Annotated in this window: 24 protein-coding genes; 12 read left to right on the forward strand and 12 right to left on the reverse strand. The window is 68.5% G+C overall.

Annotation, left to right across the window (positions count from 1 at the left end):
* Positions 1-181: 181 nt before the first annotated feature.
* Both AC5Y6X_RS04265 and AC5Y6X_RS04270 read right to left on the reverse strand, forming a co-directional pair.
* Positions 182-1,108 carry a 3-oxoacyl-ACP reductase gene (locus tag AC5Y6X_RS04265; RefSeq protein WP_499984779.1) on the reverse strand — a complete coding sequence of 309 codons (927 nt, stop codon included), beginning with the start codon at positions 1,106-1,108 and terminating at the stop codon, positions 182-184.
* Between the two features lie 33 nt (positions 1,109-1,141).
* Positions 1,142-1,333, reverse strand: coding sequence for a ferredoxin (locus AC5Y6X_RS04270; protein ID WP_083137824.1), 192 nt, complete (start codon positions 1,331-1,333; stop codon positions 1,142-1,144).
* A gap of 180 nt (positions 1,334-1,513) precedes the next feature.
* On the opposite strand from AC5Y6X_RS04270, the gene AC5Y6X_RS04275 reads away from it, so the two are divergent.
* From AC5Y6X_RS04275 to AC5Y6X_RS04290, 4 genes are read left to right on the forward strand one after another with little or no spacing between them, the layout of a single operon-like run.
* The gene (locus AC5Y6X_RS04275; protein WP_324673497.1) at positions 1,514-2,695 is read left to right on the forward strand and encodes an acyl-CoA dehydrogenase; all 1,182 of its coding nucleotides are present in this window, start codon (positions 1,514-1,516) and stop codon (positions 2,693-2,695) included.
* Between the two features lie 16 nt (positions 2,696-2,711).
* Positions 2,712-3,809 (forward strand): acyl-CoA dehydrogenase family protein, encoded by a 1,098-nt coding sequence (locus AC5Y6X_RS04280; protein ID WP_499984781.1) that lies wholly within the window; start codon positions 2,712-2,714, stop codon positions 3,807-3,809.
* Complete coding sequence (gene fadD17 / locus AC5Y6X_RS04285; protein WP_499985237.1) at positions 3,802-5,316, forward strand: long-chain-fatty-acid--CoA ligase FadD17; 1,515 nt, start codon at positions 3,802-3,804, stop codon at positions 5,314-5,316. The genes AC5Y6X_RS04280 and fadD17 overlap by 8 nt, the downstream gene beginning before the upstream one ends.
* 4 nt (positions 5,317-5,320) lie before the next feature.
* Positions 5,321-6,034, forward strand: coding sequence for a hypothetical protein (locus tag AC5Y6X_RS04290; RefSeq protein WP_499984783.1), 714 nt, complete (start codon positions 5,321-5,323; stop codon positions 6,032-6,034).
* On the opposite strand, the gene AC5Y6X_RS04295 is transcribed toward AC5Y6X_RS04290, so the two are convergent.
* The 4 genes from AC5Y6X_RS04295 to AC5Y6X_RS04310 are packed head-to-tail and all read right to left on the reverse strand — an operon-like array spanning position 6,020 to position 10,836.
* Positions 6,020-7,570 carry an acetolactate synthase large subunit gene (locus tag AC5Y6X_RS04295; RefSeq protein ID WP_499984786.1) on the reverse strand — a complete coding sequence of 517 codons (1,551 nt, stop codon included), beginning with the start codon at positions 7,568-7,570 and terminating at the stop codon, positions 6,020-6,022. The two genes, AC5Y6X_RS04290 and AC5Y6X_RS04295, sit on opposite strands and share 15 nt — an antisense overlap.
* Positions 7,567-8,394: an amidohydrolase family protein gene (locus tag AC5Y6X_RS04300; RefSeq protein WP_499984788.1), complete on the reverse strand. Its 828-nt coding sequence runs from the start codon at positions 8,392-8,394 to the stop codon at positions 7,567-7,569. The genes AC5Y6X_RS04295 and AC5Y6X_RS04300 overlap by 4 nt, the downstream gene beginning before the upstream one ends.
* 23 nt (positions 8,395-8,417) lie before the next feature.
* A complete protein-coding gene (locus tag AC5Y6X_RS04305; protein ID WP_499984790.1) occupies positions 8,418-9,185 on the reverse strand; it encodes a fructosamine kinase family protein in 768 nt (255 codons plus the stop codon).
* A gap of 13 nt (positions 9,186-9,198) precedes the next feature.
* Positions 9,199-10,836: an acyl-CoA synthetase gene (locus AC5Y6X_RS04310; protein WP_499984791.1), complete on the reverse strand. Its 1,638-nt coding sequence runs from the start codon at positions 10,834-10,836 to the stop codon at positions 9,199-9,201.
* Between the two features lie 58 nt (positions 10,837-10,894).
* Between AC5Y6X_RS04310 and AC5Y6X_RS04315 the strand changes: the two genes are divergently transcribed.
* The gene (locus AC5Y6X_RS04315; protein WP_499984793.1) at positions 10,895-11,695 is read left to right on the forward strand and encodes a crotonase/enoyl-CoA hydratase family protein; all 801 of its coding nucleotides are present in this window, start codon (positions 10,895-10,897) and stop codon (positions 11,693-11,695) included.
* Between the two features lie 132 nt (positions 11,696-11,827).
* Positions 11,828-12,667, forward strand: a complete 840-nt coding sequence (locus tag AC5Y6X_RS04320) for a type IV toxin-antitoxin system AbiEi family antitoxin (protein ID WP_499984795.1) — start codon at positions 11,828-11,830, stop codon at positions 12,665-12,667.
* Positions 12,668-12,729: 62 nt separating this feature from the next.
* On the opposite strand, the gene AC5Y6X_RS04325 is transcribed toward AC5Y6X_RS04320, so the two are convergent.
* The 3 genes from AC5Y6X_RS04325 to AC5Y6X_RS04335 are packed head-to-tail and all read right to left on the reverse strand — an operon-like array spanning position 12,730 to position 15,714.
* Positions 12,730-13,917 carry a cytochrome P450 gene (locus AC5Y6X_RS04325; protein ID WP_499985238.1) on the reverse strand — a complete coding sequence of 396 codons (1,188 nt, stop codon included), beginning with the start codon at positions 13,915-13,917 and terminating at the stop codon, positions 12,730-12,732.
* A gap of 5 nt (positions 13,918-13,922) precedes the next feature.
* Complete coding sequence (locus AC5Y6X_RS04330; protein WP_499984797.1) at positions 13,923-14,639, reverse strand: acetoacetate decarboxylase family protein; 717 nt, start codon at positions 14,637-14,639, stop codon at positions 13,923-13,925.
* A gap of 43 nt (positions 14,640-14,682) precedes the next feature.
* Entirely contained in the window at positions 14,683-15,714 is a 1,032-nt protein-coding gene (locus tag AC5Y6X_RS04335; RefSeq protein WP_499984799.1) for an LLM class F420-dependent oxidoreductase, read from the reverse strand.
* Positions 15,715-15,779: 65 nt separating this feature from the next.
* On the opposite strand from AC5Y6X_RS04335, the gene AC5Y6X_RS04340 reads away from it, so the two are divergent.
* From AC5Y6X_RS04340 to AC5Y6X_RS04355, 4 genes are read left to right on the forward strand one after another with little or no spacing between them, the layout of a single operon-like run.
* A complete protein-coding gene (locus AC5Y6X_RS04340; protein WP_499984800.1) occupies positions 15,780-16,775 on the forward strand; it encodes a Zn-ribbon domain-containing OB-fold protein in 996 nt (331 codons plus the stop codon).
* A gap of 14 nt (positions 16,776-16,789) precedes the next feature.
* Positions 16,790-17,854: a thiolase family protein gene (locus tag AC5Y6X_RS04345; RefSeq protein WP_499984801.1), complete on the forward strand. Its 1,065-nt coding sequence runs from the start codon at positions 16,790-16,792 to the stop codon at positions 17,852-17,854.
* The gene (locus tag AC5Y6X_RS04350) at positions 17,854-19,059 is read left to right on the forward strand and encodes a thiolase family protein (protein WP_499984802.1); all 1,206 of its coding nucleotides are present in this window, start codon (positions 17,854-17,856) and stop codon (positions 19,057-19,059) included. Before AC5Y6X_RS04345 ends, AC5Y6X_RS04350 begins: the two co-directional genes overlap by 1 nt.
* Position 19,060: 1 nt before the next feature.
* On the forward strand, positions 19,061-19,468 hold the full coding sequence (locus AC5Y6X_RS04355; protein WP_499984804.1) for a nuclear transport factor 2 family protein: 408 nt from the start codon (positions 19,061-19,063) through the stop codon (positions 19,466-19,468).
* Between the two features lie 5 nt (positions 19,469-19,473).
* On the opposite strand, the gene AC5Y6X_RS04360 is transcribed toward AC5Y6X_RS04355, so the two are convergent.
* Positions 19,474-19,998, reverse strand: coding sequence for a gamma carbonic anhydrase family protein (locus tag AC5Y6X_RS04360; protein ID WP_499984805.1), 525 nt, complete (start codon positions 19,996-19,998; stop codon positions 19,474-19,476).
* Positions 19,999-20,113: 115 nt separating this feature from the next.
* Here AC5Y6X_RS04360 and AC5Y6X_RS04365 point away from each other — a divergent pair, with 115 nt between their 5' ends.
* A complete protein-coding gene (locus AC5Y6X_RS04365; protein ID WP_324673465.1) occupies positions 20,114-21,271 on the forward strand; it encodes a 3-ketosteroid-9-alpha-monooxygenase, oxygenase component in 1,158 nt (385 codons plus the stop codon).
* Positions 21,272-21,276: 5 nt separating this feature from the next.
* Positions 21,277-21,729, forward strand: a complete 453-nt coding sequence (locus AC5Y6X_RS04370; RefSeq protein WP_499984806.1) for a hypothetical protein — start codon at positions 21,277-21,279, stop codon at positions 21,727-21,729.
* A gap of 10 nt (positions 21,730-21,739) precedes the next feature.
* Here the strand turns inward: AC5Y6X_RS04370 and AC5Y6X_RS04375 are convergent, their stop codons facing one another.
* A complete protein-coding gene (locus AC5Y6X_RS04375) occupies positions 21,740-22,885 on the reverse strand; it encodes a sulfotransferase family protein (RefSeq protein ID WP_499984808.1) in 1,146 nt (381 codons plus the stop codon).
* Positions 22,885-23,667, reverse strand: a complete 783-nt coding sequence (locus tag AC5Y6X_RS04380; RefSeq protein WP_499985240.1) for an SDR family oxidoreductase — start codon at positions 23,665-23,667, stop codon at positions 22,885-22,887. Before AC5Y6X_RS04380 ends, AC5Y6X_RS04375 begins: the two co-directional genes overlap by 1 nt.
* Between the last annotated feature and the right edge of the window lie 2 nt (positions 23,668-23,669).

Below are 23,669 nucleotides of genomic sequence, written 5' to 3' on the forward strand. Positions count from 1 at the left end.
CCTTCGGACACAAGCGGCTCGGTGTGAGCCGGATCATATTAACTCAGAAGAAGTTCACCGTGTCAATGAACGGCATTTCTCTATCCAAAGCGTTAATTTGTCCAGGTCAGGCCGTTGCGCCGTAATCAATCTGACACATGTTCTACTCGCCGATTTCCCCCCGTGAACTCCCCCGGCATCGTTATTGCTCCATCAGCCCGACCGCGGAAAAATTCTTTTCCGGATCACGGCCAGCAAAGTAATTCCGCAGTGTGGCGCTGAGTTGGGCGGGGTCCCATTCCGCGCCCTCGGCGATGAACCTGTGCTCCGCGGTCGGCGCCGCGACCAGCGCCACCTGCGGGCCGTAAACGATGAACACCTGGCCGTTGACTTCCGCGGCGGCGGGCGACGACAGGAACTGGACCAGGCGCACCACGTGCTCCGGCGACAACGGGTCGATGGCGCCTTCCTCTATGTCTGGTGCTGCGCCGAACACGTCGGCCGTCATCGCGGTGCGGGCCCGCGGGCAGATCGCGTTGGCGCACACCCCGTAGCGGCCCAGCGCCCGGGCCGCCGTCAGGGTGAGCGAGATGATGCCCGCCTTGGCGGCCCCGTAGTTGGCCTGCCCCACCGGGCCCACCAGGCCGGCCTCGGACGCGGTGTTGACGATCCGGCCGAAGACCGAACCGCCCGCGTCCTTGGCCTTGGTGCGCCAGTAGGCGGCGGCGTTGCGGGTCAACAGGAAGTGGCCGCGCAGGTGCACCGCGATGACCAGGTCCCATTCCTCGTCGGACATGTTGAACAGCATCCGGTCGCGGGTGATCCCGGCGTTGTTGACCACGATGTCCAGCCCGCCCAGCCCGTCGGCGCAGCCGATCAGCTCGTCGGCGGTGGCGCGCTGGCTGATGTCCCCGGCAACGGCGACGGCCTTGGCACCGGTCTCAGCGCCGGCGGAGTTGATCTCGTCGATGACGTCGGAGGCGTCCAGCGCCGAGGCGATGTCGTTGACGACGACGGTGGCGCCGAGCCGGGCCAGGCCGAGCGCCTCGGCGCGCCCCAGCCCCGCGGCCGCACCGGTGACCACCGCGACCTTTCCGGACAGATCGGTCGCGTTCGTGCTGCTAGTCAATTTATGAATACCTCTAGTTTCGGTGGCCGGCCGCTAGTCCTCGCGCAGCAGCGCCGCGCGCGGGCATTCGGCGATCGCCTGCTCGGCCAGCTGCTCTCGGTCGGGCGGAATCGGATCGGTCTTCACGACGGCGTAGTCCTCATCGTCCAGCTCGAAGATGTCCGGCGCGATTCCCATGCACACCGCGTTACCTTCACACCGGTCACGATCCACGATCACCCGCACGGCACCCTCCTTGAACCTGGCCTTCGACCTGAGCACGCGCCCTATCGGTATGTAGCTCCACCATAGGGCCCCGGTACGTCTGGCGAAACGGTCGCTGGATTCCAAGACTAGAACGTGTTACAACCGGGGAGACGAACGGGTGGCCGTTGGTCGACGACGCTTAACCGGAGGACGGCTGGAATGCGCATCAGTTACACCCCTGAACAGGAGGAGCTGCGTCGCGAGCTGCGGTCGTACTTCAGCACGCTGATGACCCCGGAGCGCCGCGAGGCGCTGAGCTCGACGCAGGGCGAAATCGGCGTCGGCAACGTCTACCGGGAGACCGTCGCGCAGATGGGCAAGGACGGCTGGCTCACCCTGAACTGGCCCAAGGAGTACGGCGGCCAGGATCGGTCCCCGATGGACTCGCTGATCTTCACCGACGAGGCCGCCATCGCCGGCGCCCCGGTGCCGTTTTTGACCATCAACAGCGTGGCGCCGACGATCATGGCGTTCGGCACCGACGAGCAGAAGAAGTTCTTCCTGCCCAAGATCGCCGCGGGCGACCTGCACTTCTCGATCGGCTACTCCGAGCCCGGCGCCGGCACCGACCTGGCCAACCTGCGCACCACCGCGGTGCGCGACGGCGACGATTATGTGGTCAACGGCCAGAAGATGTGGACCAGCCTGATCCAGTACGCCGACTACGTCTGGTTGGCGGTGCGCACCAACACCGAGGCGAAAAAGCACCGCGGCATCTCGGTGCTGATCGTCCCGACGACCGCCGACGGCTTCTCCTGGACGCCGGTGCACACCATGGCCGGCCCCGACACCAGCGCCACCTATTACTCCGACGTGCGCGTACCGGTGACCAATCTGGTCGGCGAGGAGAACGGCGGCTGGAAGCTGGTGACCAACCAGCTCAACCACGAACGCGTCGCCCTGGTGTCGGCACAACCGATCATCGTGGCCCTGCGCGAGGTCCGCGAGTGGGCGCAGCACACCAAGGACGACGGCGGGGCCCGGCTCATCGACTCGGAGTGGGTGCAGCTGAACCTGGCCCGGGTGCACGCCAAGGCCGAGGTGCTCAAGCTGATCAACTGGGAACTCGCGTCGTCGGACAGCGACTCGCTGGGGCCGGCCGACGCGTCGGCGGCCAAGGTGTTCGGCACCGAGCTGGCCACCGAGGCCTACCGGCTGCTGATGGAGGTCTTGGGCACCGCGGCGACGCTGCGTCCGGACTCGCCGGGCGCGCTGTTGCGCGGCCGAGTCGAACGGATGCACCGGGCGTGCCTGATCCTGACCTTCGGGGGCGGCACCAACGAAGTGCAGCGCGACATCATCGGGATGGTCGCGCTGGGATTGCCCCGGGCCAGCCGCTGAGTTAAGGACGACATTCATGGATTTCAGGACGACCGAAGCGGCCAACGACCTCGCGGGGCTGGTCGACACCATCGTGGACGCGGTGTGCACACCGGAGCACCAGCGCGAGCTGGACGGTCTGGACCAGCGGTTCGACCGCGAGCTGTGGCGCAAGCTCATCGAGGCCGACATCCTGACCAGCGCGGCGCCGGCGTCGCTGGGCGGCGACGGTTTCGGGGTGCTCGAGCAAACGGCCGTGCTGGTCGCGCTGGGCCACCAGCTGGCCGCGGTGCCCTACCTGGACTCGGTCGTCCTGGGCGCCGGGGCGCTGGCCCGGTTCGGCTCCGAGGAATTGCAGCAGGGCTGGGGCGCGCCGGCGGTCGCCGGCGAGAAGATCCTCACCGTCGCCCTCGCCGGCGAGATGGGTGAGGGGCCAGTGCAGGCCGCCCCCGCGGGGGACGGCTACCGCCTCACCGGCACCCGCACCCAGGTTGGCTTCGGCCCGGTCGCGGACGCCTTCCTGGTTCCCGCCCAAACCGATTCCGGCGCGGCCGTTTTCCTGGTCGCCGCCGACGACCCGGGCGTGACGGTGACCGCGCTGCAGACCACGGGCCTGGGCAGCGCGGGCCACCTGGCGCTGGACGGGACCGAGGTCGCCGGCGGCCGGAAGGTCGGCGGCGCCGAGACCGTGGCCTGGCTCGAGATGCTCGCCACCCTGGGCCGCACCGCGTTTCAGCTCGGCGTGCTCGAGCGGGGATTGCAGATGACCGCCGAATACGCGCGCACCCGCGAGCAGTTCGACCGCCCGATCGGCAGCTTCCAGGCGGTCGGGCAGCGGCTGGCCGACGGCTACATCGACGTCAAGGGGCTGCGGCTGACGCTCACCCAGGCGGCGTGGCGGGTCTCGGAGGATCTGCCCGCCGACATCGACGTGGCCAGCGCCGCGTTCTGGGCCGCCGACGCCGGCCATCGGGTGGCGCACACCATCGTGCACGTGCACGGCGGCGTCGGCGTGGACACCGATCACCCGGTGCATCGTTACTTCCTGGCCGCCAAGGAGACCGAGTTCGCGCTCGGCGGCGCGACCGGGCAGCTGCGTCGCATCGGCCGCGAACTGGCGGAAACCCCTGCTTAGCGGCGCAACCGACCGCACGGTCACCGAACTGCTGGTGCCGCTGGCCGAGATCGACGACCGCGGCGTCTACTTCGAGGATTCGTTCACCAGCTGGCGCGACCACATCCGCCACGGCGCCACGATCGCGGCGGCCCTGCGCGAACGCCTCGACCCGGCACGGCCACCGCACGTCGGCGTGTTGCTGGAGAACACGCCGTTCTTCTCGGCGATGCTGGTGGCGGCCGGCATGTCGGGGATCGTCCCGGTGGGCCTCAACCCGGTGCGCCGCGGCGAGGCCCTGGCCCGCGACATCGCCCGGGCCGACTGCCAGCTGGTGCTGGCCGACACGAAATCGGCGGTCACGCTGGGCGATATCGAGCACCTGAACGTCGATTCCGCCGACTGGGCCGACGAGGTGTCCGCGCATCGGGACGCCGAGGTGCGTTTTCGCTCCGCGTCGGCCGCCGACCTGTTCATGCTGATCTTCACGTCGGGCACCAGCGGTGACCCGAAGGCGGTGAAGTGCAGCCACGGCAAGGTCGCGATCGCCGGCGTGACGATGACGCAGCGATTCGGCCTGGGTCGCGACGACGTCTGCTACGTGTCGATGCCGCTGTTCCATTCCAACGCGGTGCTGGTGGGCTGGGCGGTGGCGGCCGCGTGCCAGGGGTCAATGGCGTTGCGGCGCAAGTTCTCTGCGTCGAACTTTCTGGCCGATGTGCGTCGCTACGGCGCCACCTACGCCAACTACGTGGGCAAGCCGCTGTCGTATGTGCTGGCCACCCCCGAGCGGCCCGACGATGCGGACAACCCGCTGCGGGCGGTGTACGGCAACGAGGGCGTGCCCGCCGACGTCGAGCGCTTCGGCCGCCGGTTCGGGTGTGTGGTGCAGGACGGGTTCGGTTCCACCGAGGGCGGTGTGGCGATCGCCCGCACCCCCGACACCCCGCCCGGCGCGCTGGGCCCGCTCACCGAGGGCCTGGACATCGTGGACCCCGACACCGGCGAGCCGTGCCCGGTCGGGGTGGTCGGCGAGCTGGTGAACACCGCGGGGTCGGGCCGTTTCGAGGGCTACTACAACGACGAGGCCGCCGAGGCCGAGCGGATGGCGGGCGGGATCTATCACAGCGGCGACCTCGCCTACCGCGACGACGCCGGCTACGCCTACTTTGCTGGGAGACTTGGCGATTGGATGCGGGTCGACGGCGAGAACCTCGGCGCGGCTCCGATCGAGCGGGTGTTGCTGCGCTATCCTGATGCGGCCGAGGTGGCGGTCTATGCGGTGCCCGATCCGGTCGTCGGTGACCAGGTGATGGCGGCGTTGGTGCTGGCGCCCGGCGCCGAGTTCGACCCGGAGAAATTCCGGGCCTTCCTGGCCGAACAACCGGACTTAGGACCCAAGCAGTGGCCGTCGTACGTGAGGGTCTGCGCACAGCTGCCGCGCACGGTGACCTTCAAGGTGCTCAAGCGGCAGTTGTCGTCGGAGGGCGTCGAGTGCGGCGACCCGGTGTGGCCGATCCGCCGGTAGGCACATGACGTCCCGTCCGCTTGAGCTCGCGCTCGAAGCGAGTTTCGACCAGCTTGCCGCCGCGGTGCCGGCCAGCGTCGGCATCGCGATCGCCCGCCCGGACCGGACGTATTCGCTGGGCCGGTGGTGGTCCGGTGTTGCCTGGTCGACGATCAAGGTGCCGTTGGCGATCGCGGCGCTGCGCAGCGATTGGTTGCGCGCCAAGGACCTGGCCGTGAAGGCCATCACCGAATCCGACAACCGCGCGTCCGAGCAATTGTGGTCCGGTCTGGGTGATCCGGCGGACGCGGCGCGGCAGGTGCAGGGCGTCATCGCCGAGGGCGGTGACACCGCCACCGTGGTGGAATCGCGCCGGCTTCGCCGCGGTTACACCGCATTTGGGCAGACCGAGTGGACCCTGCAGCGCCAGGCGCGGTTCGCCGCCGAGCTGGCGTCCATCCCCGATTCGGCCGACGTCGTCGACATGATGCGGCGCCTCACCGCCGGCCAGCAGTGGGGGCTGGCCGCCAAAGGCCTTGCCGCAAAGGGTGGTTGGGGGCCGGGGGTAAACGGTGACTACCTGGTGCGGCAGTTCGGGATCGTGCCCACCCCGTCCGGGGAGTGGGGCGTGGCGCTGGCCGCCGAGGTCTCCGACGGGGTGTTCGAGACGGGCGTGGAGGTTCTCAACGCCCTGGCCGACTGGCTGCTGAGCCGGCTTCCCGGGCTAGCGCGTTATTGACGGGACGACCGCGTCGATCAGGTGCGGCCCGGGTTCGGCGAAGGCCGCCCGCAGCGCGTCGGCGAGCTCTTCCGCGGTGGTGGCGTGGCGGGCGGGAACTCCCATGCCCTCGCTGATCTTGACGAAATCCATTGTCGGCCTTGACAAGTCGAGTAGGTCGAGCGCCCGGGGGCCGGGGGCCGACCCGGCGCCCACCCGCGCCAGCTCGATCCGCAGGATGTCGTAGGCGCTGTTGTCGTAGAGGACGGTGGTCACGTCGAGGTTTTCCCGCGCCTGGGTCCACAGGCCCGAGATCGTGTACATGGCCGACCCGTCGGACTCCAGGCACAGCACCGGCCGGTCGGGCGCGGCGACCGCGGCACCGACCGCGGTTGGGATGCCGTAGCCGATCGCCCCGCCGGTCAGCGTCAACCAGTCGTGGGCCGGCGCGCCCGCGGTGGCCTGCGGCAGCAGCACACCGGACGTGTTCGCCTCGTCGACGACGATGGCCCGCTCGGGCAGCAGCGCACCGATCACGTCGGCCACCGACGCGGCGGTCAGCGCCCCGGTCGGCAGCTGCGGGCGCGACGCGGCCGCCACCGCGGCGACCGTCCCGGGCGCGATCTCGTCGGCCAACGCGGCCAGCGCGGCGGCCGCGCCGGTGTGCCCGGCCAGCGTGTGCACCTCGCAACCGGCCGGCACCAGGTCGCTGGGCATCCCGGGGTAGGCGAAGAAGGACACCGGCGACCGGGCGCCGGCCAGCACCAGATGCTTGGCGCCGTCCAGCTGCGCGGTAGCGGCCTCGGCGAAGTACGCGAGCCGGTCCACGGCCGGCACGCCCGCGCCGCGCTCGAGCCGCGTCGGGAACGTCTCGCACAGCAGGCGCGCCCCCGTCGCATCGGCGATCCGCGCGGCCGCGGACAGCCCGGCGCCGCGGGTGGCGTCCCCGCCCACCATGATCACCGTGGGCTCCCCCGACCGCAGCACCTGCAGCACCTCGGGCGCCGGAGTAGGGTCGACGCCCGCGGCCGGCGCGGGGGCCACCTCGGCGACCTCGGCCCCGTCCGACCACGACGCGTCCGCGGGCAGGATCAGGGTCGCGACGCAGGGGCCGGACCGGCTGGCGGCGATCGCGGCGGCGGCGTCGGCCGCGACATCGCCGGCCGCCTCCGTGCGGCGCACCCATCCCGAGACGGTGCCGGCGAGCGCGTCGATGTCGGATTCCAGTGGCGCGTCGTACTTCTTGTGGTAGGTGGCGTGGTCGCCGACGACGACCACGATCGGCACCCCGGCCCGGCGGGCGTTGTGCAGGTTGGCCAGGCCGTTGCCCAGCCCGGGGCCCAGGTGCAGCAGCACCGCCGCCGGCCGGCCTGCCATGCGGGCGTACCCGTCGGCCGCGCCGGTGGCGACACCCTCGAAGAGGGCCAGCACACCGCGCATCCCGGGCACCGCGTCCAGCGCGGCGACGAAGTGCATCTCCGAGGTGCCCGGGTTGGCGAAACACACGTCCACGCCGCCGTCGACCAGGGTGTTGATCAGGCCCTGAGCACCGTTCACGAGTGTGCCTCCAGTCTGAACACGCGCTCGGCGTTGCCGTGCAGGAAATCGTGGCGGGCCTCGTCGGTCAGCCCCAGTTCGTCCAGGCCGGCCAGGGCGTGCGCGGGGGCGATCATCGGGTAGTTGGTGCCGAATAGGACTTTCCGTTGTCCCGTACCGGTTTTCATGAACCTGATGAGCTCCTGCGGCAGCCGTTTGATCGTGTAGGCGGACGTGTCGATGTACACGTTCTCGTGTTTGCGGGCGACCGCGACCATCTCCTCGGTCCACGGGTAGCCGACGTGACCGCACACGATGACCAGCTCCGGAAAGTCGAGGGCGACCTGGTCGATGTAGGGGATGGGGCGCCCGGTCTCCGACGGCCGCAGCGGGCCGGTGTGGCCGACCTGGGTGCAGAACGGCACGCCGCGCTCCACGCACTCGGCGAACAGGGGGTAGTAGCGGCGATCGGTGGGTGGCGCGTTCCACAGCCAGGGCACCACCCGCAGGCCCACGAATCCGCCGTCGCGCACGCGGCCCCGCAACTCGCGGATCGCTTCCATCGGGCGGTCGAGATCGACGGTGGCCAGCCCCGCAAACCGGTTCGGGTGCAACCGAATCCACTCGGCCACCTCGTCGTTGGAAACCAGGTCCTGACCGTTCGGCCCGCGCCACGCGCTGAGCAGGCCCAGGTCGACGCCGGCGGCGTCCATCGCCGCGATGGTCGCCTCGATCGGGATGTCGGCGTCCGGAATGGAGCCGCCCGTCCAGCGCCGCAGCGAGGCCAGCATGTCGCTGCGCAGGAACCGCACGGTCGGATGCTGCATCCACACGTCGATCGTCATCGAGGTCTGACTCTAGCCCGGTGTCAAGCGGCCAGCGCGGCCCGGGCGGCGGCCTCCGTCTGCCGTGCGTAGCCGCCCCCGAACAGCACCACGTGCGCCAGCAGCGGAAAGAGCTGGTGCAGCCCAATCCGGTTGCGCCAGCCGGGTTTCAGCGATCGCACCTCCTGGTAGCCGGCGAGGATGGTGTCGAGGTGCGGGCAGCCGAACAGCGCGAGCATCGCCAGATCGGTCTCGCGGTGACCGGCATGCGCGGCCGGGTCGATCAGCACCACCCCGTCGGGCGTCCACATCACGTTGCCGCTCCACAGATCGCCGTGCAGGCGCGCCGGTTGGTCGTCGTCGTCGAAATCGCCCGCCCGGCAACGCGCAGCGACGGAGTCGATCGCGGCGCGCGTGGAAGCCTCTAGCCGCGGCGCCGCGCGCTCGGCCATGGGCGCCAGCCGCTCCGCGGCGTAGAACTCGCCCCAGCTGTTGTGCCGCCGCAGCGACATCGGCAACGGCTGCGACAACGGCCCGAAGAACCCCGGCCCGTCCCAGCCGTCGGGGCCCGCGCCGAACGCCGCGGCACCCGCGTCGTGCGTGACGGCCAGCCGGTTGCCGAGCACGCGCGCCGCCGCCGGGCTCGGGGCCGCCGAATCGAGCCGCCGCAGGGTCAGGCTCGTCGCATCGAAGGAAACCACCCGGGCGCAGGGCACGCCGCCGTCGACGCTGGAAAGCCAGCGCAACCCCGCGGCTTCCCAGCCGAAGAAGCCGGCAGGCGCCCCGGGCTGGTGCTTGACGAAGTCGGTCACACCGTCCGGCGGCTCAGGCGGTCGCGTGGGCGGCATGCACGTCGTCGGCGGGCCGCGCCTCGGTCTGTTCCTTGGCCCAGCGGTAGTCGGGCTTGCCGGCCGGCGAACGCTTGACCTCGTCGACGAGCCAAAGGCTGCGCGGCACTTTGTATCCGGCGATCTCGGAGCGCACGAAGCTGTCCAGCTCCGCCAGCGTCGGCCGCGCCCCCGGCCGGGCCTGCACGACGGCGGCCACGTGCTGGCCGTAACGCGGATCGGGCACCCCGACCACCAGCGCGTCGAAGACGTCGGGATGCGCCTTGAGCGCGGCCTCGACCTCCTCGGGGTAGATCTTCTCGCCGCCGCTGTTGATGGACACCGAGCCGCGGCCCAGCATGGTGACCGTGCCGTCCTCCTCGACCTGGGCGTAGTCGCCCGGGATGGCGTAGCGGACGCCGTTGATGGTCCGGAACGTCTCCGCGGTCTTCTTCTCGTCCTTGTAGTAGCCGACCGGGATGTTGCCCTTCTTGGCGATGAAGCCGCGCACCCCCGAGCCGGGCTTGACCTCGTTGCCGTCCTCGTCGAGGACGACGGTGCGGTGATCGATCGTCACCCGCGGGCCGCTGCTGTGCGGCGCGTCCTTGGTGACGATGCTGGTGCCCCCGAAGCCGGTCTCCGACGAGCCGATGGAATCGGTGATGACCCGGTTGGGCAGCAGCTCCAGCAGCTTCTCCTTGATGCTCGGCGAGAACAGCGCCGCGGTGCTGGCCAGCAGGAACAGCGACGACAGGTCGTACTCGTCCGGGTGGGCCAGCAGCGCGTCGAGCAGCGGCCGGGCCATGGCGTCACCGGTGAAGAACAGCAGGTTCACCTTGTGTTCGTGGATCGTGCGCCACACCTCTTCGGCGTTGAATTCCGGTGCGAGAACGGTGGTTTGGCCGGCGAAGAGCGACATCCAGGTGGAGGATTGGGTGGCGCCGTGGATCATCGGCGGAATCGGGTACCGGATCATCGGCGGGTTCTCGGTGGCGGCCTTGGCCAGGTCGTACTCGTCCTTGACGAATTCGCCTGTGGCGAAGTCGGTTCCACCGAACAGCACCCGGTAGATGTCCTCGTGGCGCCACATCACGCCCTTCGGGAACCCGGTGGTGCCGCCGGTGTAGAGCAGGTAGATGTCGTCGGGGCTGCGCTCGCCGAAGTCGCGTTCGGGCGAGCCCTGCGCGATCGCGGAGTAGAACTCGACGCCGCCGTAGCGCTGGTAGTCGTTGTCGGAGCCGTCCTCGACGACGAGGATCGTCTTGACGTTGGGGGTGTCCGGCAGCACGTTGGCGACGCGGTCGGAGTATTGGCGCTCGTGGACGAGCGCGACCATGTCGGAGTTGTCGAACAGGTAGCGCAGCTCGCCCTCGACGTAGCGGTAGTTGACGTTGACCAGGATGGCGCCCGCCTTCACGATGCCGAGCATCGCGATGACGATCTCGTTGCGGTTGCGGCAGTACAGCCCGACCTTGTCGTCCTTCTTGACGCCCCGATCCAGCAGGTAATGCGCGAGGCGGTTGGCCTTCTCCTCCAACTGGGCGTAGGTCAGCTTCTCGTCGCCGCAGATGAGGGCGACACGGTCGGGCACAGCGTCGATGGCGTGCTCGGCGAGGTCGGCAATATTCAGGGCCACGGACCCAAACTAGAACGTGTTACATTTCTTGACAAGCTCAGCAAGGAAGGCGGGGACTGTGAGCGAACCCGAAAACCAACCCGACGCGCTGGTCGAGCAGCGCGGTCACACCCTGATCGTCACGCTGAACAGGCCGCACGCCCGCAACGCGCTGAGCACCGAAATGATGGAAATCATGGTGCAGGCCTGGGATCGCGTCGACAACGACGACGACATCCGGTGCTGCATCCTGGCCGGGGCCGGGGGCTACTTCTGCGCGGGCATGGACCTCAAGACAGCAACGAAACGGCCCCCTGGTGAATCTTTTAGGGACGGTAGCTACGACCCTTCGCGCATCGACGCCCTGCTGAAGGGGCGCCGGCTGACCAAACCGCTGATCGCCGCCGTCGAGGGCCCCGCGATCGCCGGGGGCACCGAGATCCTGCAGGGGACCGACATCCGGGTCGCCGGCGAGAGCGCCAAGTTCGGCATCTCGGAGGCCAGGTGGAGCCTGTACCCGATGGGCGGCTCGGCCGTGCGCCTGGTGCGGCAGATCCCCTACACGGTCGCGTGCGACCTGCTGCTGACCGGCCGCCACATCACCGCCGCCGAGGCCAAGGAGATGGGCCTGATCGGGTACGTCGTCCCCGACGGCCAGGCGATGACGAAGGCCCTGGAGATCGCGGACGTCATCGCGGCGAACGGGCCGTTGGCCGTGCAGGCGATCCTGCGGGCGATCCGCGAGACCGAGGGACTGAACGAGAACGACGCGTTCAAGATCGACACCCAGATCGGCATCAAGGTGTTCCTGTCCGACGACGCCAAGGAGGGCCCCCGCGCGTTCGCCGAGAAGCGCAAGCCCCAATTCAAGAACCGCTGACGCGCCCGGTCCCTCTCGCGCCGGACCCTTCCCCCCTGCGCCGAGCGTGAAACTGTTGCGGTTTTCGGGCGCCTTTTTCGCAACAGCTTCACTTTCGCCGATGTGTCAGTCGCGTCGGGCACACTCCCGCGCATGGGCGCGCCATTTGTCGGTAGCGAGGCCGTCGCATCCGGTCGTGTGACGCCATATGCATTGCGCAGCCGATACGTTGCCATCCATCGCGATGTCTTCATTCCGCGTGACGCCGACGTCACCGCGGTGGTCCGGGCGAAGGCGGCATGGTTGTGGTCTCAGCGACGAGGCGTGCTGGCCGGCCGCTCCGCTTCGGCATTGCACGGCGCCAAATGGGTCGACGCCCATCGCCCTGCGGAGATCATCTACGACAATCGCCACGCTCCGCCGACAATCCGAATCTGGTCCGACCGCATAGAAGGCGACGAGATCGCGTTGCTCCACGGCATGCCGGTGACAACGCCGGCGCGGACCGCCCTCGACCTGGCCTGCCGCCACCCGACCGGTGAGGCGGTTGCCGCCATCGATTCGCTTGCCCGCGCAACACACCTCAAGATGGCCGACGTCGAGCTGCTCGCCGAGCGGTACAAGGGTCGCCGCGGCATTCGGCGTGCCCGCGTCGCGCTGCCGCTCGTCGACCCGGGCGCCGAATCACCACGCGAGACATGGCTGCGGCTGTTGCTGATCCGCGCGGGCTTCCCGCCGCCGCAGACCCAGATCCCGGTCTACGACGGATACGGCCAGCTGGTCGCCGTCGTCGACATGGGTTGGGAGCAGATCAAGTTGGGCGTCGACTACGAAGGCGACCACCATTGGATGGATCGAAGGCGGTTCAACCACGACATCTGGCGTGCGGAAGCACTGACCGACCTCGGCTGGATCGACATTCGGGTGACGGCCGAGGACACCGAGGGCGGCATCATCGCTCGGGTATCAGCGGCCTGGAACCGTCGAATGTGAAACTGTTGCGAATCCGCAGCGGATTTTTCGCAACAGTTTCACTCTCGGCGCAGTAGGGACGGCTAGCCCAGCGGCGCGCTCGGGGTGAACGCCACCGGCATCTTCTCCAGGCCCGACACGAAGTTCGCCGGGCGCAGCGGCAGCTCGGCATCCGACGCCAGGCGCATATCCGGAAGGCGCTGCAGCAGGCGTGTCTGCATGATCGACAGCTCCAAACGGGCGAGTTGGTTGCCCAGGCAGAAGTGTGTCCCGAAGCCGAAGGCGAGGTGGTTGTTCGGGTACCGCTCGATGTCGAAGCTCTCGGGATCCTTGAACACCTTCTCGTCGAAGTTCGCCGACTCGAACAGCAGGATCATCTTCTCGCCCTGGTGCAGCGCGGTGCCGTGGAACTCGGTGTCGGCGGTGATGGTGCGGGCCATGTTCTTCACCGGCGTGGTCCAGCGCAGCATCTCCTCGATGGCGTTGGGCAGCAGGCCGAGGTCGGCGACCAGCCGCCGGTGCTGATCGGGGTGCAGCAGCAGCTGCCTGGTCCCGCCGGACAGCGTGTGCCGCGTGGTCTCGTCCCCGCCGATCAGCAGCAGCAGCACCTCGGTGACGATCTGGTGATCCTCCAGCCGCGATCCTTCGACCTCCGCGTGCACCAGGACGCTGACCAGATCGTCGGTCGGCTGCTCCTTGCGGGCCGCGATCATCCCCATCATGTATTCGCTGTAGGCGGCGAAGGCATCCATGGTGACCTGCATGTCCTCTTGCGCCGCCGTGCTGCTCAAGAAGCTGACCAGATCGTCGGACCACTTGAGGAACATCTTGCGTTCCTCCGGGCGCACACCGAGCATGTCGCCGATGACGGCCATCGGCAGGGGCGCGGCGAGGTCCCACACGAAGTCGCACTCGCCGCGTTCGCACACCGCGTCGATCAGCGTGTCGCACAGCGAAACGATCTTGGCCTCTTGGTCTTTCACGCGCTTGCGGGTGAAGCCGGAGTTGACGAGCTTGCGGCGCAACAGGTGCTGCGGATCGTCCATCTCGATCATCATCTCGACGCCGTCCTGGTCGGGACGGATGCCGCCGGCATTCGAGAACAACTCGGGGTTGCGCTCCGCCTCGATCACGGCCTGATACGTCGACGCGGCGGCCAGCCCGTTGCGGTCCCGGAAGACCGGCTCGTTCTCCCGCATCCAGCGGTAGACGGCATGGGAGTCACCCGCGTAGAACGCGCCGTCGGTCAGGTCGACGTCCGGCCTTGTCATTGTCGTCATGAGATCTCCTGAGCGTCACCGAATGTCATCTGTACGTTGGCAGCCGAGCTGGACAGCATCGCGCGCTTCGGAAGGCCCAGCGACGCCAGCTCTTTCGCATACGGGTGATCGCCCAGCCGGACGCGCACTCCCCCAAGCCGGTTGCGCACCCCGTCCAGCGTGTGTTCGAAGGAGGTCTCGCGGGTGATGCCGTCGCGGTGCGAGTAGGTGCGCTGCGCCTGGTGGCGCGGGGTCAGCCGGAACGGCAGGCCGCGGCGGAATTCCATGTCGATCACCAGTTGGCCGTCGACGGTGCAATCGAACCCGAACCGACCGCCGTCGCGAACGGTGAAGTCCGCCATGACTTTCGGGTAGCCCCAGATCTTGGTCCCTGCCTCCAGCGTGAACGGCTGGTCGACGGGCAGATGGTGGATGAAGGCGCCGGCCGACTGCAGGGCGCGTGGACCGCTCGCCGTCGACCCGGGCGGGTTGACCATCACGCTGGTCCCGAATTCGTGATACTGGCCCAGGTCGCCGTCGATGTAGTGCATCAACATCAGGACGACGATCGCGCGCCCGGGCAGGTACCGGCAGACCTGCAGGCCGCTGTAGTCGATCAGGTGCTGCGCGGCGTCGGCGTCCACCGAGAACATCGCCATGTGCTGGGTGGCCTTGCGGATCCGCACCGGCATGGTCAGTACCGTGCCGGCGATGGTGTGCTGCGAGGCTGTCATCCGGTAAATCTAGAACGTGTTCTAACTCCCTGGCAATACCCGGCTAGACCAAGGCGGCCAGCTCGCGTACCTGCTCCGGGGTGCGACCGGAGACCACCATCATGGTGACACCGGCGGCCTCCCAGGCCGCGATCTGCTTACGCACGTAGTCGATGTCACCCACGATCATGGCGTCGTCGACGAGTTCGTCCGGGATGATCTCGGCGGCCTTGTCCTTCTGGTTGCTGCGGAACAGCTTGGTGACCTCCGCGACCACGTCCGCGTAGCCCATCCGGCGGTAGACGTCGGCATGGAAGTTGGTGTCCTCCGCGCCCATGCCGCCCATGTAGAGGGCCAGGTGGGGCTTGATCGCGGCGTGCGCCGCCGCCCGGTCGTCGGTGATGACCACCTGCGCGGTCGCGCAGACCTCGAAGTCCTCCCGGCTGCGGCGGGCGCCGGGCCGCGCGAACCCCTCGTCGAGCCATTCGTTGTACATGTCGGCCATGCGCGGCGTGTAGAAGATGGGCAGCCAGCCGTCGCAGATCTCGGCGGCCAGCGCGACGTTCTTCGGCCCCTCGGCGCCCAGCATGATCGGGATGTCGGCGCGCAGCGGGTGGGTGATGGGCTTGAGCGGCTTGCCGAGTCCGGTTGTCGCGGAGCCCGTCAGCGGCAGCGGGTAATGGGGGCCGTCGCTGGTCACCGGCTTCTCCCTGGCCCAGACCTGCCGCAGGATGTCGATGTACTCCCGGGTGCGCGCCAGCGGCTTGGGAAACGGCTGGCCGTACCAGCCCTCCACCACCTGCGGGCCGGACACGCCCAGCCCCAGGATGTGCCGGCCGCCGGACAGGTGGTCGAGCGTCAGGGCGGCCATCGCGCAGGCCGTCGGGGTGCGCGCGGACAGCTGGACCACCGACGTGCCCAGACGCACCCGGCTGGTCGACGAGCCCCACCAGGCCAGCGGCGTGTAGGCGTCGGATCCCCACGCCTCGGCGGTGAACACGGCGTCGAACCCGGCGGCCTCCGCCGCGGCGACGAGCTCTCCGGCGTTGTCCGGCGGCTGAGCGCCCCAGTACCCCAGCTGCAACCCCAGCTTCATGATGTTCGCCTTTCAGCCGATACCCGGTGTTGAAACGATTCTTAGAACCTGTTCTACTCGAAGGCGTGACAGCGAGTTCGAGCAGCCCGACCCTGATCGATCACCCTGAGCCGCCCCTCTCCGCGCCACTGACGTTGTCCTTCGACTACACCCGTTCGGTGGGCCCCACGCTCAGCAAGTTCTTCACCGCACTGCGTGAGCGCCGCATCCTCGGGGCGCGCGGATCGGATGGCCGGGTGCATGTGCCGCCGCCGGAATATGACCCGGTTACCTATGAGCCGCTGGGCGAGATGGTACCGGTGTCGGCCGTCGGCACCGTGGTGTCGTGGACCTGGCAGCCCGAGCCGCTGGAGGGCCAGCCGCTGGACCGGCCGTTCGCGTGGGCGCTGATCAGGCTCGACGGCGCCGACACCCCGCTGATCCACGCGGTGGACGCCGGGGAGGCCGACGCCATCCGCACCGGGGCCAGGGTGCACGCGCATTGGGTCGACGAGCCGGTCGGCGCGATCACCGACATCGCGTACTTCGCCCTGGGCGACCAAGCCGAGCCCGTGCCGGAGCCGCCCGCGGGCGACCGGGAACCGGTCACCGTGATCGTCACGCCCATCGAGATGACCATCCAGCACACCGCCTCGCACGAGGAGAGCGCCTACCTGCGGGCCATCGCCGAGGGCAAGCTGCTGGGGGCGCGCACGGGCAAGGACGGCAAGGTGTACTTCCCGCCGCACGGCGCCGACCCCGCCACCGGCCAGCCGACCACCGAGTTCGTCGAGCTGCCGGACAAGGGCACGGTGACGACGTTCGCGATCATCAACATCCCGTTCAAGGGTCAGCGCATCAAGCCGCCCTACGTGGCGGCCTACGTGCTGCTCGACGGTGCCGACATCCCGTTCTTGCATCTGGTCGCCGACGTCGACGCGAACGAGGTGCGGATGGGCATGCGCGTCGAGGCGGTGTGGAAACCCCGCGAGGAGTGGGGTTTTGGCATCGACAACATCGAGTACTTCCGGCCGACCGGGGAACCCGACGCCGACTACGACACCTACAAGCACCACCTGTAAAGGGCCTACTTGCAATGAGCGCTCGCAACGTCGCGGTCGTCGGCTTTGCCCACGCCCCGCATGTCCGCAACACCGACGGCACCACCAACGGCGTCGAGATGTTGATGCCGTGCTTCGCCCAGCTCTACGAGGACCTCGGCATCACCAAGGCCGACATCGGCTTCTGGTGTTCGGGATCTTCGGATTACCTTGCCGGACGGGCGTTTTCGTTCATCTCGGCGATCGACTCGATCGGCGCCGTCCCGCCGATCAACGAATCACACGTCGAGATGGACGCGGCCTGGGCCCTGTACGAGGCCTACATCAAGATCCTGACCGGTGAGGTCGACACCGCGCTGGTGTACGGCTTCGGCAAGTCCTCGGCCGGAAACCTGCGCCGTATCCTGTCGCGGCAGACCGATCCCTACACCGTCGCGCCGCTGTGGCCGGATTCGGTGTCGATCGCGGGGCTGCAGGCCCGCATCGGGCTCGACACCGGAAAGTGGAACTTCGAGCAGATGGCCCGGGTTGCCTTCGATTCCTTCGCGCAAGCCAAAAGGGTGGACTCCGTGGAACCGCCGATCAACTTCGACGACCTGCTCGAGCGGCCGTTCTTCGCGGACCCGTTGCGGCGCCACGACATCGCGCCGATCACCGACGGGGCCGCCGCGATCGTGCTCGCGGCCGACGACCGCGCCCGCGAGCTGCGCGAGAACCCGGCGTGGATCACCGGAATCGAGCATCGCATCGAGTCTCCCGTGCTGGGTGCGCGCGACCTCACCGAGTCGCCGTCGACCACGGCGGCGGCCAGGGCGGCCACCGGCGGGCACATCCGCAACCTCGACGTCGCCGAGATCCATGCGCCCTTCACCCACCAGCACCTGATCATTGCGGAAGCGATCCGGATTCCGGGGGCGACGAAGGTCAACCCGTCCGGCGGCGCGCTGTCGGCCAACCCGATGTTCGTCGCCGGCCTCGAGCGCATCGGGTTTGCGGCCCAACATATCTGGAACGGGTCGGCGGAGCGGGTGCTGGCGCACGCCACCAGCGGGCCGGCGCTGCAGCAGAACCTGGTCGCGGTCATGGAAGGGAAGAACTGATGGCCGGTGCGGGAGCGGTCCTCGCCGCGGTGCTGGGGACCGGGCAGACGAAGTATGTCGCCAAGCGGCAAGACGTTTCGATGAACGGCCTGGTGCGCGAGGCCATCGACCGGGCGCTGGCCGACTCGGGTTCGACGTTCGACGACATCGACGCCGTCGTGGTCGGCAAGGCCCCGGACTTCTTCGAGGGCGTCATGATGCCGGAGCTGTTCATGGCCGACGCCATGGGGGCCACCGGCAAGCCGCTGATCCGGGTGCACACCGCGGGTTCGGTGGGTGGGTCCACCGGCGTGGTGGCCGCCAGCCTGGTCCAGTCCGGCAAGTTCCGGCGGGTGCTGGCGATGGCGTGGGAGAAGCAGTCGGAGTCGAATGCCATGTGGGCGTTGTCGATTCCGATCCCGTTCATCAAGCCGGTGGGCGCCGGCGCGGGCGGCTACTTCGCGCCGCACGTGCGGTCGTACATCCGCCGCTCGGGCGCCCCGACGAACATCGGCGCCATGGTCGCGGTCAAGGACCGGCTCAACGGGGCCCGCAACCCGCTGGCGCACCTGCACCAGCCCGACATCACCCTGGAGAAGGTGATGGAGTCGCCCATGCTGTGGGACCCGATCCGCTACGACGAGACCTGCCCATCCTCCGACGGCGCCTGCGCAGTGGTGATCGGCGACGAGGAGATCGCCGAATCCCGGCTGGCGCAAGGACATCCCGTGGCGTGGATCCACGCCACCGCGCTGCGCACCGAGCCGCTTCAGTTCGCCGGGCGCGACCAGGTCAGCCCGCAGGCCGGGCGTGACGCGGCCGCGGCGCTGTGGGAGGCGGCCGGCATCAGCAGCCCCATCGACGAGATCGACGCGGCCGAGATCTACGTGCCGTTCTCGTGGTTCGAGCCGATGTGGTTGGAGAATCTCGGGTTTGCCCCCGAGGGCGAGGGCTGGAAGCTCACCGAGGCCGGCGAGACGAAGATCGGCGGGCGGCTGCCGGTGAACCCGTCGGGCGGGGTGTTGTCGTCGAACCCGATCGGCGCGTCGGGTCTGATCCGCTTCGCCGAGGCGGCGATCCAGGTGATGGGCAAGGGCGGCGATCACCAGGTCCCCGGCGCCCGAAAAGCCTTGGGGCACGCCTACGGTGGCGGCTCGCAGTACTACTCGATGTGGGTGGTCGGTGCCGACAAGCCCGACAAGCCCGGCAAGCATGGGAAGGCCTGAGATGAACCCCGCGCACGAGGCGGGCCGCCGCTCCCGCGAGGCCGTCATCGCCAGGGACAAGGAGGCCTGGCTGGCGGTGTTCGCCGACGACGCGATCGTGGAGGACCCCATCGGGCCATCGGTTTTCGACCCCGACGGCAAGGGGCACCGGGGCCGCGACGCGATCTCGGCGTTCTGGGACAAGGCCATCGCCCCGACCACCAAGATCGAGTTCGTTTTTCGCGACACGTATCAGTGCGGCAACGAGGAGGCCAACGTCGGGCACATCCTCATCACGACGGGCGACTACCAGACGACGGCGGAGGGCGTGTTCACCTATAGGGCCGACGACGAGGGCAAGCTGCTCGCCCTGCGCGCGTATTGGGAGATGGACCGCGCGGCGGCGAACACCAAGAAGGTGTCGGGCTAACCGACCTAGATCGGCTCCAGCCCCTTCAGGTGCCGCTGCGCCAGATCGCGATACGCCTGCGGGTTGAGGTTGACCCACATTTCCGCGCCGGTTCCGGCGATCGGCCCCTTCACCTGGGCCGGCGATCCGACGGCGAGCATCCCGGCCGGGATCTGGGAGCCGGCGAGCACCAGCGACCCCGCGGCGATCAGACTGCGCGCGCCGATCACCGCGCCGTCGAGAACCGTGGCGTGGTTGGCGATCAGCGCCTCGGACCCGACGTGAACGCCGTGAATGACGCACATGTGCGCGACGGTCGCTCCGGGGCCGATGTCGACCGGGATGCCCGGCGGCGCGTGCAGCACCGACCCGTCCTGCACGTTGGCGCCCTCCCGCACGACGATGGGCCCGTAGTCGCCGCGCAGCACGGCGTTGAACCAGACCGACGCCCCCGCCTCGACCGTGACGTCGCCGATCAGGGTGGCCGTCGGGGCCACGAACGCGGTGGGATCGATCCGGGGTGAGCGGCCCTCGAAGGAAAACAGCGGCATCGTTTACATATACCCCAGCGTGAATATCACATGGCCAGGACCGGCGTCGTTGCGCATGCCAACCGGAAAACTGTAACGTGTTCTAGTTAGAGGGCTCGCAAGTTGGAGGTGACAGGTGAGTACCGACACCAAACCGGTCGGCATCCGGGAAATCGATCCCGGCGCCTTGCCGACCAGGTACGCACGTGGCTGGCACTGCCTGGGCGTCGCCAAGGACTTCAGGGACGGGAAACCGCACGCGGTGCAGGCGTTCGGCACCAAGCTGGTGGTCTTCGCCGACTCCCACGGCGACCTCAAGGTCCTGGACGGCTACTGCCGGCACATGGGCGGCGACCTGTCCGAGGGCACCATCAAGGGCGACGAGGTCGCCTGCCCGTTCCACGATTGGCGCTGGGGCGGCGACGGGCGCTGCAAGCTGGTGCCGTACGCGAAGCGCACACCCAAGACGGCGCGCACCCGGTCGTGGACGACCGACGTGCGCGGCGGCCTGCTGTTCGTCTGGCACGACCACGAGGGCAACCCGCCGGACCCCGCGGTCCGGATCCCCGAGATCCCCGAGGCCCACAGCGACGAGTGGACCGACTGGCGGTGGAACCGCATCCTCATCGAGGGCTCCAACTGCCGCGACATCATCGACAACGTCACCGACATGGCGCATTTCTTCTACATCCATTTCGGGTTGCCGACGTACTTCAAGAACGTCTTCGAGGGTCACATCGCGTCGCAGTATCTGCACAACGTGGGCCGGCCGGATGTGGACGACCTCGGCACGTCTTACGGTGAGGCGCATCTGGATTCCGAGGCGTCCTACTTCGGGCCTTCGTTCATGATCAACTGGCTGCACAACAGCTACGGCGGCTACAAGGCCGAGTCGATCCTGATCAACTGCCACTACCCGGTGACCCAGAATTCGTTCGTGCTGCAGTGGGGCGTCATCGTCGAAAAGCCCAAGGGCATGGACGAAGAGATGACCGAGAAGCTGTCGCGGGTGTTCACCGAGGGCGTCAGCAAGGGCTTCCTGCAGGACGTCGAGATCTGGAAGCACAAGACCCGCATCGACAACCCGCTGCTGGTCGAGGAGGACGGCGCCGTCTACCAGCTGCGCCGCTGGTATGAGCAGTTCTACGTCGATGTCGCCGACATCAAACCGGAAATGGTGGAGCGCTTCGAGATCGAGGTGGACACCACGCGCGCCAACGAATATTGGAACGCCGAGGTCCAGGAGAACCTGAAGGCCAGGGAGTCCGAAGACGTTCCCGCCGAACAACACTGACCGACATGACCGACGATCAGCCGGCAGTTCCTGACGTCGATCGACTCGCCCGGTCGATGCTGTTGCTGCACGGCGATCATCACGACCACGAAGAGCGGTCCGCCGATGACGGTGGTCGCGGCGACTCCTGGTCGAAGTCAAGGGATTTCGCCGACGACCCGCCGCGCGCCGCCGCGGTCGCCGAGGCCAGCCGCGCCGACCGGGAGCGCTACCTGACGTCGGGGCTGTTGCCGGTGGATTGCCGGTTCTGTCACGTCACGGTGACCGTCAGGCGGCTGGGCCCGGGGCACACCGCGGTGCAATGGAACACCGAGGCGTCCCGGCGGTGCGCGCACTTCGCCGAGGTGCGTGCGTCCGGCGGGGATCCGGCGCGCACCCGGTCCTGCCCGAAGTTGAGCGACAGCATCGAGCACGCGGTCGCGGAGGGCTATCTGGATCCGCCGCCAGACGACGACTGAGTCAATCGCCCTACAGCCCCGCGAACCGCTCCTTGACCGTTTCCACCGTCAGCCCGTAATCGGCAAGTGAATACGTGTGTTTGGGCGCGCGCTCGCCGGACCGGCTTTCGGCATGGCTCTTTTCCATCGCCGCCCGCGCCTCGTCGGTCAGCGTCAGGCCGAAGTGCCGGTAGATGTCGGCCACGGTGCCCAGCGGATCGCCGATCAGGTCGCGGTAGTCGACGTCGTAGAACTGGGCCGGATCGTACTTGGCGCGCGCGGTGTTGAACCGCTCCAGGCCGCGGGACCAGGTTTCCATTGCGTCGGCGCCGATCTGGGCGCCGACGAACGTCGTCGACCAGCCCTCGGCGGTGTGCTGGGCGAGCGAGCACATCGACGCCATGATCGTCTCGACCGGCCGGTGGGTCTGGATCACCAGCGCGTCGGGATAGGTCTTCATCAACGCGTCCAGCGCGAAGAGATGGCTGGGATTCTTCAGCACCCAACGCTTGTCGGCGTCGTTGAGCCCGATCAGCTGCAGGTTGCGGCGGTGCCGCTGATACGACGGCGTCCAGTCCTGCCGCGACAGCCACTGCGCGTAACTCGGTAGGTGCGCGAGGGTTTCGTAGGACACCGAATGCAGCGATTGCCGCAACAGCTGCCAGCACTCCTCCAGCTCGTACGCGGCCATGAAGTGCAGGCCGGTGTAGCCGGGGTTCTCCTCGTGATGCCGGGTGAACTGCTCATCGAGCCGGCGGTACAACGGATTTGACTCCCACGTTTCGCGCGGCGGGCGCGGCTGCGGGAACTCGGCCAGCCACATGTGCAGGCCCTGATGCGCGGGGTCGGCGCCGAGCAGCCGGTGCAGCGCTGTGGTGCCGGTGCGGACCAGCCCGGTGACGAAGATCGGCCGTTCGATGGCGACGTCGGCGTGCTGCGGGTATTGCTGCCACGCGGATTCGGACAGCAGCCTGGCCACCAGCGCGCCGCGCAGGAAGAACCGGTTCATCTTGCTGCCCAACACCGTCAGGCCCGCCTCACGGCGATACGAGTCCAGCAACACCTCGAGCGCCTCGAGGTAGTTGTCGTCGTTGGCGCCGAAGTCGTCCAGGCCGGTCAGCTTGGTGGCCGATGCGTGCAGCTCGTCGACGGTGCCGATGTCGGTCCGGTCTGACATCAGTTGTGGTACTCCCCGCAATTGACGTCCAGGGTCTGCCCGGTGATGCCGCTGGACAGGTCGCTGGCCATGAACAGGATCGCCGAGGCCACCTCGTCCTCGGTGGGGAGCCGCTTGAGATCCGAGTTCGCCGCGGTGGCCGCATAGATCTGATCCACCGTCGTTCCGTACTTGCCGGCCTGATGCTCGAAGTAGGATTGCAGCGTGTCGCCCCAGATGTAGCCGGGCGCAACGGAATTGACGCGAATGCCCTTCTCGCCCAGCTCGGTCGCCAGCGAATGCGACATCGACAGCAGGGCGGACTTGGCCATCTTGTAGGCGCCGTATTTCGCCTGCGAGTGGCGCAGCACCATGGAGTTGACGTTCACGACCGATCCGCCCGCCTCTTCCAGCGCCGGCGTGAAGGCCTGGATCAGCCGCAACGCACCCAGCGCGCTGAGCTCGATCGCGTCACGGATGTGCTGAAACGTGGTGCCCGCCAACGGCTTCATCGACGGCACCCGGAACGCGTTGTTGATCAGCACGTCGACCTTGCCGTAGGCATCCATGGTGGCCTCGACGAGGTTGTTCACGTCGTCGTCGTCGGTGATGTCGGTGCGCACGGGCAGCGCCTTGCGCCCGGTGTCGGCGATCTCCTTGGCGACGGCCTCCAGCCGGTCCAGGGAGCGGGCCGCCAGCACCAGGTCGGCGCCGTCGCGCGCGCACCGGTGCGCCAGCGTGGTGCCGAGCCCCGGCCCGACCCCGCTGATGACCACCACTTTCCGCTTGAGCATCCCCGTCATCG

The sequence above is a fragment of the Mycobacterium sp. NGS26 genome, assembly GCF_059813025.1.